The organism is Pseudoalteromonas xiamenensis (assembly GCF_017638925.1).
Taxonomy (GTDB): domain Bacteria; phylum Pseudomonadota; class Gammaproteobacteria; order Enterobacterales; family Alteromonadaceae; genus Pseudoalteromonas; species Pseudoalteromonas xiamenensis.
In genome coordinates, this window is sequence record NZ_CP072135.1 from 825114 (window position 1) to 839877 (window position 14764).

General features: G+C 42.5%; 14 protein-coding genes and 1 pseudogene. 12 read left to right on the forward strand and 3 right to left on the reverse strand.

Going from position 1 to position 14764, the window contains the following annotated elements; translation table 11 throughout:
* Positions 1–3 precede the first annotated feature (3 nt).
* The 5 genes from J5O05_RS21370 to J5O05_RS21390 all read left to right on the forward strand — a co-directional run bounded on the left by J5O05_RS21370 (position 4) and on the right by J5O05_RS21390 (position 5497).
* Complete coding sequence (locus tag J5O05_RS21370; RefSeq protein WP_208844939.1) at positions 4–780, forward strand: fimbrial biogenesis chaperone; 777 nt, start codon at positions 4–6, stop codon at positions 778–780.
* Between the two features lie 12 nt (positions 781–792).
* Positions 793–2772 carry a hypothetical protein gene (locus J5O05_RS21375; protein WP_208844940.1) on the forward strand — a complete coding sequence of 660 codons (1980 nt, stop codon included), beginning with the start codon at positions 793–795 and terminating at the stop codon, positions 2770–2772.
* Between the two features lie 13 nt (positions 2773–2785).
* Positions 2786–3679 carry a carboxypeptidase-like regulatory domain-containing protein gene (locus tag J5O05_RS21380; protein ID WP_208844941.1) on the forward strand — a complete coding sequence of 298 codons (894 nt, stop codon included), beginning with the start codon at positions 2786–2788 and terminating at the stop codon, positions 3677–3679.
* The gene (locus tag J5O05_RS21385) at positions 3676–4314 is read left to right on the forward strand and encodes an SPOR domain-containing protein (protein ID WP_208844942.1); all 639 of its coding nucleotides are present in this window, start codon (positions 3676–3678) and stop codon (positions 4312–4314) included. The genes J5O05_RS21380 and J5O05_RS21385 overlap by 4 nt, the downstream gene beginning before the upstream one ends.
* Before the next feature lie 100 nt (positions 4315–4414).
* Positions 4415–5497, forward strand: a complete 1083-nt coding sequence (locus J5O05_RS21390; protein WP_208844943.1) for a tetratricopeptide repeat protein — start codon at positions 4415–4417, stop codon at positions 5495–5497.
* A gap of 120 nt (positions 5498–5617) precedes the next feature.
* Here J5O05_RS21390 and J5O05_RS22970 read toward each other — a convergent pair.
* A pseudogene (locus J5O05_RS22970) lies at positions 5618–7628 on the reverse strand (bifunctional 2',3'-cyclic-nucleotide 2'-phosphodiesterase/3'-nucleotidase).
* 260 nt (positions 7629–7888) lie between these two features.
* Between J5O05_RS22970 and J5O05_RS21400 the strand changes: the two are divergent.
* From J5O05_RS21400 to J5O05_RS21425, 6 genes are all read left to right on the forward strand, one after another.
* The gene (locus J5O05_RS21400; RefSeq protein WP_208844944.1) at positions 7889–8263 is read left to right on the forward strand and encodes a hypothetical protein; all 375 of its coding nucleotides are present in this window, start codon (positions 7889–7891) and stop codon (positions 8261–8263) included.
* Between the two features lie 48 nt (positions 8264–8311).
* On the forward strand, positions 8312–8602 hold the full coding sequence (locus J5O05_RS21405; protein WP_208844945.1) for a hypothetical protein: 291 nt from the start codon (positions 8312–8314) through the stop codon (positions 8600–8602).
* Between the two features lie 33 nt (positions 8603–8635).
* Entirely contained in the window at positions 8636–9250 is a 615-nt protein-coding gene (locus J5O05_RS21410) for a lysozyme inhibitor LprI family protein (protein WP_208844946.1), read from the forward strand.
* Between the two features lie 137 nt (positions 9251–9387).
* Complete coding sequence (locus J5O05_RS21415; RefSeq protein WP_208844947.1) at positions 9388–9801, forward strand: GNAT family N-acetyltransferase; 414 nt, start codon at positions 9388–9390, stop codon at positions 9799–9801.
* A gap of 119 nt (positions 9802–9920) precedes the next feature.
* Positions 9921–10334 (forward strand): GFA family protein, encoded by a 414-nt coding sequence (locus J5O05_RS21420; protein ID WP_208844948.1) that lies wholly within the window; start codon positions 9921–9923, stop codon positions 10332–10334.
* Between the two features lie 336 nt (positions 10335–10670).
* The gene (locus J5O05_RS21425) at positions 10671–11504 is read left to right on the forward strand and encodes an acyl-CoA thioester hydrolase/BAAT C-terminal domain-containing protein (RefSeq protein WP_208844949.1); all 834 of its coding nucleotides are present in this window, start codon (positions 10671–10673) and stop codon (positions 11502–11504) included.
* A 344-nt stretch (positions 11505–11848) separates the two neighbouring features.
* Here J5O05_RS21425 and J5O05_RS21430 read toward each other — a convergent pair whose 3' ends face one another.
* Positions 11849–12865: an IS110 family RNA-guided transposase gene (locus J5O05_RS21430; protein ID WP_208844950.1), complete on the reverse strand. Its 1017-nt coding sequence runs from the start codon at positions 12863–12865 to the stop codon at positions 11849–11851.
* A 216-nt stretch (positions 12866–13081) separates the two neighbouring features.
* On the opposite strand from J5O05_RS21430, the gene J5O05_RS21435 reads away from it, so the two are divergent.
* A complete protein-coding gene (locus tag J5O05_RS21435; protein ID WP_208844951.1) occupies positions 13082–14089 on the forward strand; it encodes an IS110 family RNA-guided transposase in 1008 nt (335 codons plus the stop codon).
* 396 nt (positions 14090–14485) lie between these two features.
* Here J5O05_RS21435 and J5O05_RS22265 read toward each other — a convergent pair whose 3' ends face one another.
* Positions 14486–14761: a CPBP family intramembrane glutamic endopeptidase gene (locus J5O05_RS22265; protein ID WP_244370142.1), complete on the reverse strand. Its 276-nt coding sequence runs from the start codon at positions 14759–14761 to the stop codon at positions 14486–14488.
* Positions 14762–14764: the final 3 nt, after the last annotated feature.

Sequence of the window (14764 nt, forward strand, 5' to 3'; positions counted from 1 at the left end):
TTTATGTTTTTACGCCGCACATTCGCGTTTTTCTTGTTGCTTGTTTCAAGCTTTCCTACCTTTGCCAACTTAAGCATTTCCCCAAATCGAGTGGTTTTCTCTGAGCGAGATCGGGTCGCAACAATTATGTTGTTAAACTCAGGTGATCAAGCGGTGAGTTACCGACTGCAATGGAAAAACTTGGTGTTTGATAACTTGGGCAATCTTATCAATGTGGACAAGCCGCAAGGTCCCTTGGTTGAAAATATGATACGCGTAAGCCCAAGGCATGTGACGCTTGCACCGAATGAACGTCAAATTGTCAAATTGGCTATTCGTAAACCTAAAGATTTGCCCGAAGCCGAATTTCGCAGTTATTTGAATCTGGTCGCGCAGCCGATTGAAGCCCCAAAGGAACAGAAGCAGTCGGGTTTACACATCAATCTAATGATTAGTTATAACGTCCCCGTCATTGTGCGAAATAGCAGCCGAATACCAGAAGTGAGTATTGATAAATTTACGTTACCTGACAGCGAAAATATTGAGTTAGTGATGTCTAGACGAGGGCCTTTAAGCAGTTCAGGGAATATGACGGTTGAGCATGTTGATACCAATGGGTCGAAAACGGTCGTCGCGCGTTTGAATAATGCCAATATCTACGCAGAGCAATCGACATCTCAATTTAGATTACCGCTAATTGGCCATACCAAGTTACCTAAACACGGCAAACTCGTTATTCGTTATGAAGGGAATGAGCAATTTAAGAATCATCTGTTTGCTGAGCGAAGCTTCACGCTGTAAATGCTAAACGTCATGCGTCACAAGAGGCATATAGCTTCGGTTAGTTTATTGTTGCTGATGAGCAGTGCTCAAGCAGCGTTACCCGACGCTGTGCGGCAACTTGCCAGTAAATACAAACAACTAAACGCCCATACACACGTCAGTTCAACCCCCATTGAGTCGACTATACCGGTAGGGGAATTACTTTTATTAACCGTTAATCTAGAGAATCAGCCTCTTTCCGATGTCTTTGCGATAAAAAGCGCTCAACAAGCGTTACTGGGTATCACAACGCTTTCACAAGTGCTTGAACTGCCAATTGATGTGTCTTTAGAAAACGGCCTAGTGGAAGGGTGGATTTATACCGAGCAAAATGAGATCCGCATAGAACAACACGGAGAGTCGCTAAAGTTATATCGGAATGGGACGCTGATAGGTGAAACAGATGAGTTTGAGTTGGCAGATGACGATTTGTATATTGAAGCTAAGTGGCTAACTGACTTACTCGAGCTCAATTTTCAGTTTGATTATTTTGGCCAAACGTTGCTTACACAACCGATATCGACTCTGCCCATTCAAGAAAAACTTCGGCGTCAACGACGTAAAGCATCGAAGGTCACCGACGGTCAACCCGCATCAATGCCTGAAAGACGCGCAAACTATGGGTTGTTTTCTGATCCAGCTTTGGATTTTCAATTATTTGCTAAGCATCAAAAAGACCAAGATAGCCTTTCGTATTCGATGTTAGCACGACAGGATTTTGCCTATGCGTCGGGCCGTTTTTACCTGTACGGCTCGAAAGAGGATCTGCTTAAATCATCTCGGATTTCATTTGACCGTACATTAACATCGGATAACCCTTTAACGTCGATAGGCATCCATCGCTGGGAAGCCGGTGACATACAACCCGTGCAGTCGGGACGTTTACTTAACTCAGCGATTGGGCGTGGTATCAAGTTTGATTCAGACGACAGTTTGCTGTCACCCTCGCAAGAACAAGTGAGCATTTCTGGCGATATTCAGCCGAATTGGGATGTTGAACTGTATCTCAATGGTGTATTAGTTGATAAGCAAACAAGTACAGAAGTGGGGCGCTATGAATTCAATAACGTTCGTTTGCAGTTTGGCAATAACAGACTTGAAATTGTTAAGTATGGTCCTTTTGGTGAAGTCGCTCGTGAAAACCGTGAGGTGTATTTTGACGGTAAATCAAATAAACCTTGGCAAAGCAGACTAAACGTCTCACTTATCCAACCAAATCGTTATTTGCTCAATCAAAATGAATCGAGTGACCTCGGGGATTATCAGCTTTCTGCGAACTATCGATTAACCTTACCTTTTGGAATGCAAACCTACGTCGGTGTGAGTCAATCTTACGGTGCTAAAGAGGATGAGGGGCAATTCTCAACGGGTTTACAAGGAAGCGTTGCAAACCTAGCTGCTTGGCAACTCAATTATGAGCAAAATGACCTACAAGAATTGTGGCATAGTAATTTACAGACAACAGTTTTAAAACAGAACCTCACTTTTTCTTTGGAAAAAAACAGTCAAAAAAACGAACCATTAAAAAACAGTAATAGCGCCTCATTGCAACTGAGCGGCTTATTACCTTTCAATATTGGGTATCAACAAAACGTTCAATATGCCGATTTTGGTAGTACCGATGATCTCTATTTTCAAAACCAATTGTCGATGCGCGTTGACGACATTCAGCTTAACCACCAATTTTCGTGGCGAAATTCAGGTACTTTGACACGTTACGGGGCAATGCGGATCTCCGGTTTTATCGAGGGTTATTTTACGAAGTTTTCGGCTAGTTACGACGCAAGTGACCATTTCGATTGGACTAACTATGAACTTAATATCTCAAAACGGCTGAACGAACAGTGGCAGGCTCAGTGGTCCATTGAACATAATGCGTTGAACAATATAAATCAGTATAGTATTGATTTGTCGTGGATTATCCCTCAGCTTATGCTGACGAGTCTCTATTACTTACGACAAAGAGAATGACGTTGGCGTTAATTTGTTGGCGCGAACTAGCTTGGGCATGGTCACACAAGACAATGCCATGATCCTATCCTCAACGCCGCTATCTAATGCAGGAAGTTTGATTGTTCGAGTCTTTACAGATGAGAATGTGAATGGTCGTTACGATCAAGGCGAGCCATTGCTGCCGAACGTAAAAGTAATTTCTAGACAAAGTTTCCGTACGGCCATTACGCAAAACAATGGAGTGGCTATTTTAAAATCTCTACCGCCAAACCAACGAACTGACATTGAAATTGATTTTGCAACGCTACCCGATCCATTTATGGTGCGAGCTGACAAAGGATTCTCTATTACGCCTCGCGCAGGACTTGTCGAGTACGCTGACATTCCAATCACCTTAGGCGGTGAAATTGACGGCACGGTTTACGATGATACAACCGGGCTTGCCGCGGCCTATGTCGAAGTAGAGCTAGTTAACGAAAAAGGTGAGGTGGTTTCGACCACTAAGTCTGAACACGACGGTTACTATCTGTTTAACGAAATTCATCCCGGGCATTATTTTGTCCGAGCAGCGGCAACAAACAAAAAAGTGGTCGGTTTATCATTGGCTGAATTCAAATTCTCGAGCCAAGGTGAAATTTACACGGATGTTGAGCTTGCTGTGAGAAAACCCCGAAAGTCTGTGGGCTACATTGCCGAAGTGCAGCAATTTAGTCATTTAAAACTGCTTAAAATGTACTGGAAGCTGCTTAAAAAGCGATTTTATGGCAATGCTTCTGAGGTTTTCTACGTGGAAGACCCTCTCTCAAAACGCTTTCAACTGGCTGCAGGCTACTTTGAAAAAGAAAGTGACGCGCAAACGCGTTGTGATGTGCTTTACACGCAAAATATTCAGTGCGTAGTAAAAAAAGTGGAAGTTGAACTATGATGGAGAAAGATAACGTGTTGAAACAAAAGCGCCTACTCAGTTTACTCGCGAGCAGTTTACTCGCGTTAAGTGGCTGTGGAACCACGCCACAAATACCGGCTTCACAAACCGTTTCACGCGCTGAATTTGATGAATTAAAGCAGTCACACCAGCAGTTGGAAGCGCGCATTGAAAACTTACTCGCGGTTGAACAGGAGTTGAAATCAGTTGTTCTAGCGTTAGATTCAATGATGCCAGAAGCACAGCAAACGGTTGGTGAAGGGTCGATGAAAAAAGACAATTCGGTGTTGTCAGCACCATCTTCGACATTGACGACAAAAACGACAGAGCCACCAAAAGAGACCCCAGTGTCACCAGCTCCAACTGTTCCAGAGGCATTGCAAACGAGTCCTCACGTGTTGCAGCTCGCAGTGTACTATTCACAAACGCACGCTGAACAATTTATGCAAGAGTTGCAACAGGTTAAATCGACCTACTTAACGACACAAAGAATGCGAATTATTGAAAGTAGTCGAAATGGTACACAAGAGTTTCGCGTGATTGTTCAAGGTTTTGCAGACAAGCAAGGTGCAGTCGACGCCTGCTCCACCTTGATGGACAATAAAATAAGCTGTTTTTACAAACGGTTAAACTAAAGTAGGTACCCACGTCTGTGTTGTAAGGCTTTTAATCATTGTACCTTCATATTACACTGTTCCGAATGAAAATGAGTCGCCGTGGTAAGGAAAATGCGCGATGATAAGTGGCATGTTAGAGAATATTCGATTGACAACTTTTTTGCGTTACCGCGTTAAAGGAGGAAAGGCAGCCGCTTTTAGCGTGCTATTTTTCGCCTCAACCTTGTCTTTCGCGACTCAACAAGCCAATCCGGACGCTCTTCGTTATCAGCTCTCTCGAGCTGAATATTTTTTATATAAAGCCCCTAAAACCGCTATCGAACACATTGATGCGATAGCCAATTTAAGTGAAATGGAACCCGATCTGCAGTTTCAGGCAAATTTACTCAAAGCCCAAGCTTATTTACTTCTGTTTAAGCAAGATGAAGCCGCTGAATACTTAGATAAAGTCTTCTCGTTGGAAATAGCGCCTGCGTTTAGGGAGCGGATATTCTCCGTTCTGTACACAGCATCGACTTGGCTTAGACGCACTAACCATCATGAGACAACAACGAAAGGTTATACCTGCGCACTCAAACACGCATCAGACTCCTCACAAAAATTGAAAGCGTTAAACGGATTGGCGAATACGGCCCGAGAACGCAATAACCTCGTCGTTGCAAACAGCCTGTACTTGGAAGCCAAGGAATTAGCTGAGCGTCTTGAAGATTCAAATGCCCTTGCATCGATTAACAACAATTTAGGTGTTGTGGCATCAGACAGGGGGAATAGAGGGGATGCCCAAAACTTTTTTAAAGACGCTTACATGTTGTTTCAACTCGTCCCCAACAAATCAGGCGAACTAAACTCAGGGTTGAATTTACTTGTGACGATGTTGGTGAACAAAGACGAGGCGATGTATGCCCGTATTCATTCCAACGTAAGAGCATTAGTTAACGAATTTCAAAGCACTTCGCGTGTGGCCTACCTTAATTGGGTTGAATATGGGCATGCAAGGCTTCAAGGGAAAAAACTAACCGCCAATGAAAAAGCCTTTTTAGCGGAAGAATTTAAACATCTTGATGATGTTGGTTTGCAGCGCATGATTAAAATGTATCTAGCAGATGATTTAGGTGTAAACGTGGCGGTGAGTGAAGTAAATCCAAAAATGGAAAAAATAGATCACGCTTGGGTGGAAGCGTTGGTGGCGTGTAATTGGTAACCACCACCCGCATGACCTCGTTAGATTAAGCCCGAGATACTTATATGGCAATGAGAGTTGATATTTAACGAACAAATAAAAAGGGAGAGTCTGTTTTAGACTCTCTCCTTAGATTGAGTATTAAGGTTGCGTTAGGTCGATGCTATAAATTGCGAACCCATCTGCATTAACTTGTCCAGTTGGTGTAATGTGTGGGAACTGCTCGCTGTAGCCCACTGTTTTTTCACTATTTGCACTAATAAATGTGATGTCTACGTTTGGAACAGGTGCAAATGACCAATTCATGTCTGCAGATGGATCTAAACCTTGGCCTGCGTTTTGAGTGCTTTGGAATTCAATAAACTCAGCCACAACTTGACGGTTTTCGTTAGGTGAATCCACCACAATCTTGCTCGCGTTGATGTTCGGGAAGTTACCACCACCAGATGCACGATAGTTGTTTGTGGCGACTAAAAACAGCGCATTTAAATCAATCGGCTGATTGTTATAGCGCAGGTTAACGATACGTTGTCCATCAGACACTTTCTCGCCTTTTGCGTTATAACGAGCAGGTTGGGTCACGTCGATTTGATAAGTGATACCGTCCAACACATCAAAGTTATAGGATGGGAAATCTGTATTGATCAATGGCTGCATGTCGTTCAATTGAGGGTTGATCTGGTTGAATTGACCTGCCGACATTTCTAACCAATCTTTGACTTCACTGCCAGTGAGTTTCAGCACTTTTAAGACGTTAGGGTAAATATACAGGTCGGCAACGTTGCGATACGCGATGTCGCCAACGGGGATAGACGTAAAGTCCTCAGAACCACCGCGACCCGCTCTGAAAGGGGCGCCGGCAGAGAGAATTGGCAATCCTTCAAGCTCGGTTCCTTGTACGATTTTCTGCGTATACCATGCTTGTGCATCGGTGACTATTTGAATAGAAGGATCATCATTGACCAGCGCAAAATAGCTATAAACGGGGGCTGTGATTTTTGCAAAAGGTTCATTAACCCACTCACGTGTCGCGTTGTGTTCTTGCATTACGGCCGCTTCTACTTGCGCATCGTTTTCAACTAAGGCCACGGTTTGTTTATTTTCGTCGGTACGATAAATCGGTTTTAGCTTTGATTGAGAGTCAACGACTTGCCAGTGTTTGTCTTTATATTGGAGCGTTAAATCAATAACACCTAAGTTGTTGCCCCAAAATCCTGGCATAACGGCAGCAACGCCGTTTAACGTCCCTTTTTCAATATTCACACCTTTATCTTCAAGGTTCGCATAACGAGTTCCCCGGAAAGTCAGCGTGTGCGTGACCAAACATAATCGCATCGATGTTTGGCACCTTTGATAGATAATAACTCGCGTTCTCGGCCATAGGTTGTGTGTCATCCGCTTCAAGGCCTGAGTGTGGAATTGCGACAATTATGTCAGCACCTTCTTCTTTCATTTTTGGTACATAAAGATTCGCCATTTCAACAATATCTTTAGCAATGACTTTCCCTTCCAAATTGGCTTTATCCCATTGCATGATTTGGGGTGGTACAAACCCAATAAAACCAACTTTTATCGAATGAGAGTTTCCTTCGGTGTCTTTAAATGTCTTATCTAAAATCACATAGGGTTTTACGAGCGGCTCATCGTTTGCACTATTGGCATCACCATCGAACTTATACACGTTTGCAGAAATGTACGGGAAGTTCGCGTCATTGATGGCTTCTTGTAGAAATGGCAAGCCAAAGTTGAATTCATGATTACCAAGGTTTGCAACGTCATAATCTAGCGTGTTCATGGCTTTATAGATTGGGTGAACTTCACCTGCACCTAATTGATGTATTTTCGCCATGTAATCGCCAAGAGGACTACCCTGAATAAGGTCGCCGTTATCAACCAAAACTGAATTGTCTACTTCAGCGCGTGCAGCACGAATGAGTGCGGCCGTGCGCACCAAACCAACTTTGTCATCGCTTGTATCACTAAAGTAATTGAAGCTCAGCATATTGGCGTGTAAATCTGTCGTTTCAAGTAAACGTACGTTCATCGTTGCGCCATCGTTGACCTTTTTATCGTTATTGTCAGAGTCGGAGCAACCCATAAATAAGGTAGCTGTGGTGCAAATCAACGCTAAGGGGAAGTGTTTAAAGTTCATAGTCCTTTTCTCATGAGCCATTTTGAGCGGCCAATATAGACGAGGAAAAAGACGGTTTTGCGAAGTTTAAATGGCAATTCAATGCCATAAATATGGCATTTTTAATACTTAACAAAGAGTTAGCAAACCATTAAAGAGGTTTGTTGAACGGAGACGGATTTCGTTGAGATGTTCGGACAACACATTTTAACAAACTATGAATCGCTCGTGGTTTTACGCTTAGCTATACTGCTCGAATAAAGAGATGGTGAGACAAATAAATGAAAAAACGAGCGCTTGTTTGGGCCTTGGTTGCTATGTGTAACCCCGCTTTAGCTGGCTCCGGCTATGAAATTAGTGTGTCTATTACGCAAGGTGATGCGGTGATGACGTTTCCGCCCATTTACGTGAAAGCGTTAAATGAAAAAGGGCAGTCGACATTTGTTGATTGCACCTATACCGCAATGCTCGAGGCGCAAGATGAACAAAGTTTACGTTTAGATGCAGAATATATTTGCGGCCGAGATGGAAACGTAAATTCAGCGAAGTTACCTGAATTCGTTTTCAGTAGTGCAGGCGATCGTGTTCAAATTGAATTTGGTGAGCAAGGTCAACATTACTGGAAATACGTTGCGACCATTACACCAAAGCAATAATCACACTATCTTCTGTTTTATTCGGCTTTTACTCATGAGGCGGTGAACATGCTTCAAATCGGCTATCTGTTACACGTAATATGCATGCCTAAGGATTTGCAAGCAGCTTTGCAAGATACCGCGTCACCCTTGTTTATGACGGCACAAGTATATCAGATGCTGGTGGACTCGAGGTTACTTTGGAAGGTTTGGTACATCGATGAACATGACAACATCTGGGTTGAAGTGCAATTTATGAATGACGACGGTGAGCCTGAATTCCATACCATTGTTGTTGATGAAGGCACCTTCGAGAAAATTGAATGTGATGACTATGTTGTTTTGGACAGGTTAATGTAAACCGTTGTGTGAAAAATTGAGAAGGATGTCTACTTGAACGTTTTAGTGACTTTATTTGTCTTGTTTTTAAGCGTGTGTGTACATGCTGAGCAATGGGACTATCAAGAGAGCGTGCAATATCAGGAAAACCACGATCCGAGCGTGATATGGTTACTAGATGGACGCAAATTATCGGTAAATTATGATGCCATCTCTTGGGAAGAGGTTGATGCGTGGCCGGCAAATAAAACAATCATATTGGGCTACAGAGTAGGCCTTGGTACAGTCTTGTTTGATCCTGTCTCAAAAAAGCAAATTCACGTTATTGCTGGTCTAGATAAACACCCTCTAGATACGCTAACCGAGCAATGTCTTGAGAAGGCTTACTCCACACTAGATATGGCACAGTGCTACCAGAGCGCACGAATAAATTGGGATACAGAATTGAATGCGCATTACGCACGATTGATGTCGACGCTCAGCAAAGAAGATAAACGATTGCTCGAAGATTCACAGCGAGCTTGGGTGTTGTTTAGAGATGCTCAAGTTAAATCAATTCGAGCAGTTTATGATCGTGATGGTAGTGTTTGGGGTTTAGTGATAGCAGAAAAAGAGATTGAACTGACGAAAGAGCAAGCGCTTAGACTGAACGCTTTGTCAGCCTTTTAAACTGTCATTAACTGGCATTGGGCTTGATCTGCTTAACATTAGCCAACAGCGTTGATATGGTACTTACTTGATGGAGCACTTCACCTAAAATCGGTTATTAAGGTGAACTCTGGTTTTAATCTATAAAGTGATACTGTATGAACATAACAGTAGAAGAAAAAGTACCAAGTCCAGAAGAATTTTGTGCTATGCGCGTTAAAGCAGGGTTATCAGCCAAATCGATAGAGGCTGCGACGATTGGCTTGAGCAATTCTTTGTATGGCGTTTCGATGCGTGATGGCGAGCATTTGATTGCTATGGGCCGTGTTGTCGGTGATGGAGCGTGCAATTTTGAAGTGGTGGATATTGCGGTTGATCCAGAATATCAAGGCAAAGGACTTGGCAGAAAAGTGATGGAATATATCGACAACTACCTGGCAAATGCCGTGATGGAAGGCTCATATGTTTCAATGATAGCCGATGAACCTGAGTTCTATGAAAAGCTGGGTTATAAATTAGTGGCGCCGGCAAGCCAAGGCATGACAAAGAAGTTTAAACCCACGTTACAGTGAATTTATAGTCTCTCGAAGCTGGTCGTATTTTTGTCGAATGACCAGTAGAAAAGTAGTGTGAACAGTGAACAGTGAACAGTGAACAGTGAACAGTGAACAGTGAACAAGGAACAAACAAGATGGAATATCCGATTACAGGTGCTTGTCAATGTGGACAAGTTACTTACGAACTGCAAAAAGCCCCGCTAAAAGTACTTGCGTGTCACTGTACTGAATGTCAAAAACTATCGACGAGTCCGTTTAGCGTTACGGCAATTGTTGATGCATCAACGATTCAATTTAACGGTCAGTTGAAAGAGTGGGGACGCTTAGCTGAAAGTGGCAACAAAAACCATGCTATGTTTTGCCCTGACTGTGGTAACCGAATATATCATTTCAACCCAGATGAACCGTCCACAGTGAAGCTGAAACTAAAACCCATTAACTTACAAGATGACGCTGTATTCAAGCCTCAGGCTCACGTATGGGTCAGCGAGAAGGTCGAGTGGTTTGACATTCCCGATGATGTGATGGTGTTTGATAAACAACCCTAAATAATGCGCAAAGGGTCAGCTTGCAATCTGCTCGTTGCATGTTGACCACGCTGCCTGCCCCTCAGTCAAATTTGACGAACTCTTTCGTATCTTGGCCCATTCCTGAACTCCGTAATATCGATACGATGCCTTACACATTCCTTTACAAATCGGTCTTGTACACTTGCTGTTTAAACTGGACTTTGCTCATAAAGCTTTTGATAATAAGTCACTTTGTGAGCGCTTAGCTTTACTGAAAGTTAACCTCACAAATTTATGCAAGCGAATATAAGTCTAAAAAAATAGCTGGCTAGTGCAGTCTCTCAAATGATGTGACTTGCCATAACAGGAGATAGAATGCGTAAATTTATACCTTTCTTGGCTTTTGTGCTGTCTTTGTTGTCTTTTGCGACAAAAGCAGACAACCATGAATACGATATTCAAAAGGTCGAGTACAAAGACTTAGTGGCCAACTTATACTTACCAAAATCAGAAAAAAAACTGCCAGTAGTGATTGCATTTGGTGGTTCAGAAGGTGGGATAAACACAGGCAACTCAAATGGCGAAATGATTGCGCCACACGGTGTTGCGGTTCTCGGTCTTGCATTTTTTAAAGAGGATGGGATATCGCCAACATTAGATCAAATCCCTATGGAATACTTTATCCATGCGATTGATTTTTTGGAAACGCAGCCTGCAATTGATGCGACGAGAGTTGGTGTAGTAGCCGGTTCGCGAGGCTCAGAAGCGGCATTTTTGTTGGCGACGATGGATTCGAGAATCAAATCGGTTGTCGTAACGACACCCAGTGAAGTACCTTGGTATGGGTTAACGGTAGCAAAATCGGCCTGGACTTATAAAGGCCAAGACATTCCTGCCTTAAGCCTAGAACTGGACTCAAATGCGAAGCTTCTAGACAGATTTAAGGCAGCCTTGGCTATCAAAGAAAATGTCGAGAACGCGCGTTTCAAATTTGAAAAAATCAATGGACCGCTATTGCTGATTTCAGCCGAAAATGACCAGATCTGGCCATCTTATCAAATGGGCAAAGACATTGAGGCGTATTTAAAGCATAAAGACTTTAAACACAAAGTGGTTCATCACTCCTACAAAACAGGCCATGGATTTAGCCAAGAAACTGCCCCTGAAATTAAACAATCTATCATCGACCACTTTTTAACGACACTCTAAAGTGTACTAGCTCATATCTGATCTTATGATGTTGATGAATAGGTTCATATTGCATCCGACAAACAGGTATGAGCGAGAAACAGACTATCGGATATAACTCGTTTCTGGACAAAATGTATGGTACGCCCCGTTTTGCAAGTTAATAACTAAAAATAACGGAGATGGTTTGCGCTAATGTATTCAGAGTCTATTAGAGACTTTCATTAGTCCCAGCTCTACGATGAGATCTGCGCCAGATTGTCCTCAAAAATGAGAAAGTATTTTATCTTACTGAACTGTCCACAAGGTCTTCAATCTGGAGGTCTAACCGTTTTGTCATCATTAATTATCATATGCAAACTGACTTAAAATCTAATTTCAAAGGGCTTCTTCTTGGTCATTACAGACCAAGCAATTCTTGCTATTTTATTTGCTAAAGCAACAAGTGCGACATTAAATGGCTTTCGACACTTTAAATCTATCAACCATGTTCCAAAGAACTTTTCCGCTGTTTTATCCCGCCACATAACGGCACGAGCTGCGTGGATGAATAGCTCTCTCAGTTCCTTATTCCCTCGCTTGGAAATACCTAACATTCTAGGATTACCGCCCGTTGAGTATTGAAATGGAACTAGGCCTAGCCAAGCGGCAAAATTACGGCCATTATCAAAATCCTGTGGACTACCAACTGCTGAGATACAGCATGATGCAGTCATTGGTCCAACGCCTGGAATTGTTTGTAATAACTTAGCTATATCGTTTTCTTTATTTAACGCTAATAACTTATCTTCTTGAGCTTTAATCCACACGTTTAGTTGATTGTAATATTCATATTGAGTTGTTAGCTCTGCAATCAATAGCGGTGGCAACACTTCATTTTGATCAGCTATCCATTGGAACAAGTTTTTCATTTGATGGTGGCCTCTTGGAAAGCTGAGGCCAAACTCTAGTAATATCGAGCCAATACGATTCATGCAAGCGGTTCTTTCTTTGATATAGCCTGAACGAACACGTCTAATAACGATACCTAGTTGAGCTTCTTCTGTTTTTACTGAAACAAACCGCATATTTGGTCTGGTAGCTGCTTCAGCAATAGCATCGGCATCAATATAATCATTCTTATGGGACTTAACATAAGGCTTTACGTATTGAGCAGGTATTAGTTTAACCTCATGACCAAATTCTTTGCATTTCCTTGCTAGCCAGTGAGCACCGCAGCAAGCTTCCATTGCAATGGTTGTTGATTCTTGGACAGATAGAAAATCGACTAACTTTGCTCTGGAATATTTATGACGAAATACTTCTCGGCCAGCATAATCGTGACCAATTAAATGAAAAGTAGATTTACCTAAATCAATACCTATGACTTTTGCAACTGACATGATGGTTTCCTCCTGTAATAGCCAACTCTATGAGTTTAGCTAATGGGTGGGGCGTACCATCTAATTAATGAGTTAGATCTGACAAGACGAAGCGAACCATACATTACTTTGTGCAAGTTTTGCACCGTTCAAGACCTGATAATCCTCTAGTCAGCCTCCGGGGCCTTTGTTAGCTATGCTAACAGGTGCTCAAACCAAGACTGACCGGAGACTGTTATGACACTTTACTGTGGTATCGATTTACATTCAAATAATCACGTCATTGTTGTTAACGATGAGAACGATAAAACCGTTTTCTCAAAACGCATCGCTAATGATCTTTCACTGTGCTTGGAATACTTAACGCCGTTTAAAGAACAATTAGTCGGCGTGGCTGTCGAGTCAACATTCAATTGGTACTGGTTGGTCGATGGTTTAGCCGCAAATGGCTTTCACATGCTGTTGGTCAATACGGCTGCTGTTAAACAATATGAAGGGCTTAAATATTCGGGTGATTTTAAAGATGCTTTTCACCTTGCCCACTTGATGCGTTTAGGAATTTTGCCTACGGGGTACATCTACCCTAAAGAGCAGCGAGCGGTGCGTGATATGTTGCGCAGGAGAATGCAGCTCGTGCAGTTAGCTAGTAAGCAATTATTGTCTATCCAAAACCAAATTTGGCGCAGTTCTGGTATTAGGGTCAGTAGCAGTCAAATCAAGAAAAAATCTTTTGAAGTGACTTTATTAAGACATCACTTAAAAACGGCTGCTGACACTAACTTACGCATTTATCGCTCAATCCAGTCTGAAATTAAGCTATTGGAAGAGGAAGTTGAACAAGCCATCGAAACTCCGAAACAGCTTGATTTACTGCAAACGATGACGGGCATAGGCCCCGTACTTGGACTCACCATTTTGCTCGAAACTGGTACTACTGCGCGATTTGAAACTGTAGGCGATTACGCATCTTATTGCCGTTGTGTACAAAGTTTAAGGGAGAGTAACAATAAGAAAAAAGGCGAAGGTAATGCCAAAAGTGGTAACAAATACCTTTCTTGGGCATTCTCACAAGCGGCGCATATGGCAGTTCGCTACGAACCAAAAGTGAAAGCTTTTTATGACCGTAAGTACCAAAAAAAGAATGGCATCGTTGCTATTAGAGCGGTGGCCCACAAACTGGCAAGAGCTGCATATTATATGTTGAAGAATAATGAACCGTTTGATGTTGACAAAGCGTTCGGCTGATAAACCCAAGCCAGCAAAGGGGTTGGTATGAACCAGTAGACTCTGATTGGATGGGTTTATCGGCCACTTGATTTAATCATTCGCCCAGCACGTGAGCCACTAAAAGGTTGGTCATTAAATTGAACCACAGTTTCTGTTATTTCTATATGGACACGTTGCTGGCACCGAGTATTTTGTGGAGCAGACGCTTGGGGTAAGGTTACTTACCTAGAACCAGATGGGTGACTGGTGCGGATGATTATCCGACATCAAACCAAAGAAAAAACGGGCGCGAGTGAAAATTGAGTGACTTCTGTTTAATGCTGAAAATAATTCGGCAGAAAGTCTCTCGCGCACTTTACAACGGCTGACTAATGGGTGACCCTAATATTTAACTGACCCTAATATTTCAGTTTGCTAAAAGTTTGCTTCAAGATAGAGGCCGGTAAAGCTGAGCGTGTCAATCACACCGTGAAGTAAGATGATTGGCCACAGATTGTTTTTCAGCAAGTAGTATGAAACACCAAAGGCTACGCCTATCAAGCCTGTCATGATAAAGCCTCTGATACCTTGATAATGATAGTGACCAAAGCCAAATATCAGTGCCGGAATCAAAATAGCAATGACTGTTGCTAGCACCGAACTTGGTAGGGCTTGTTGTAATCTGGTGATTAGATATCCTCGGAAAAACATTTC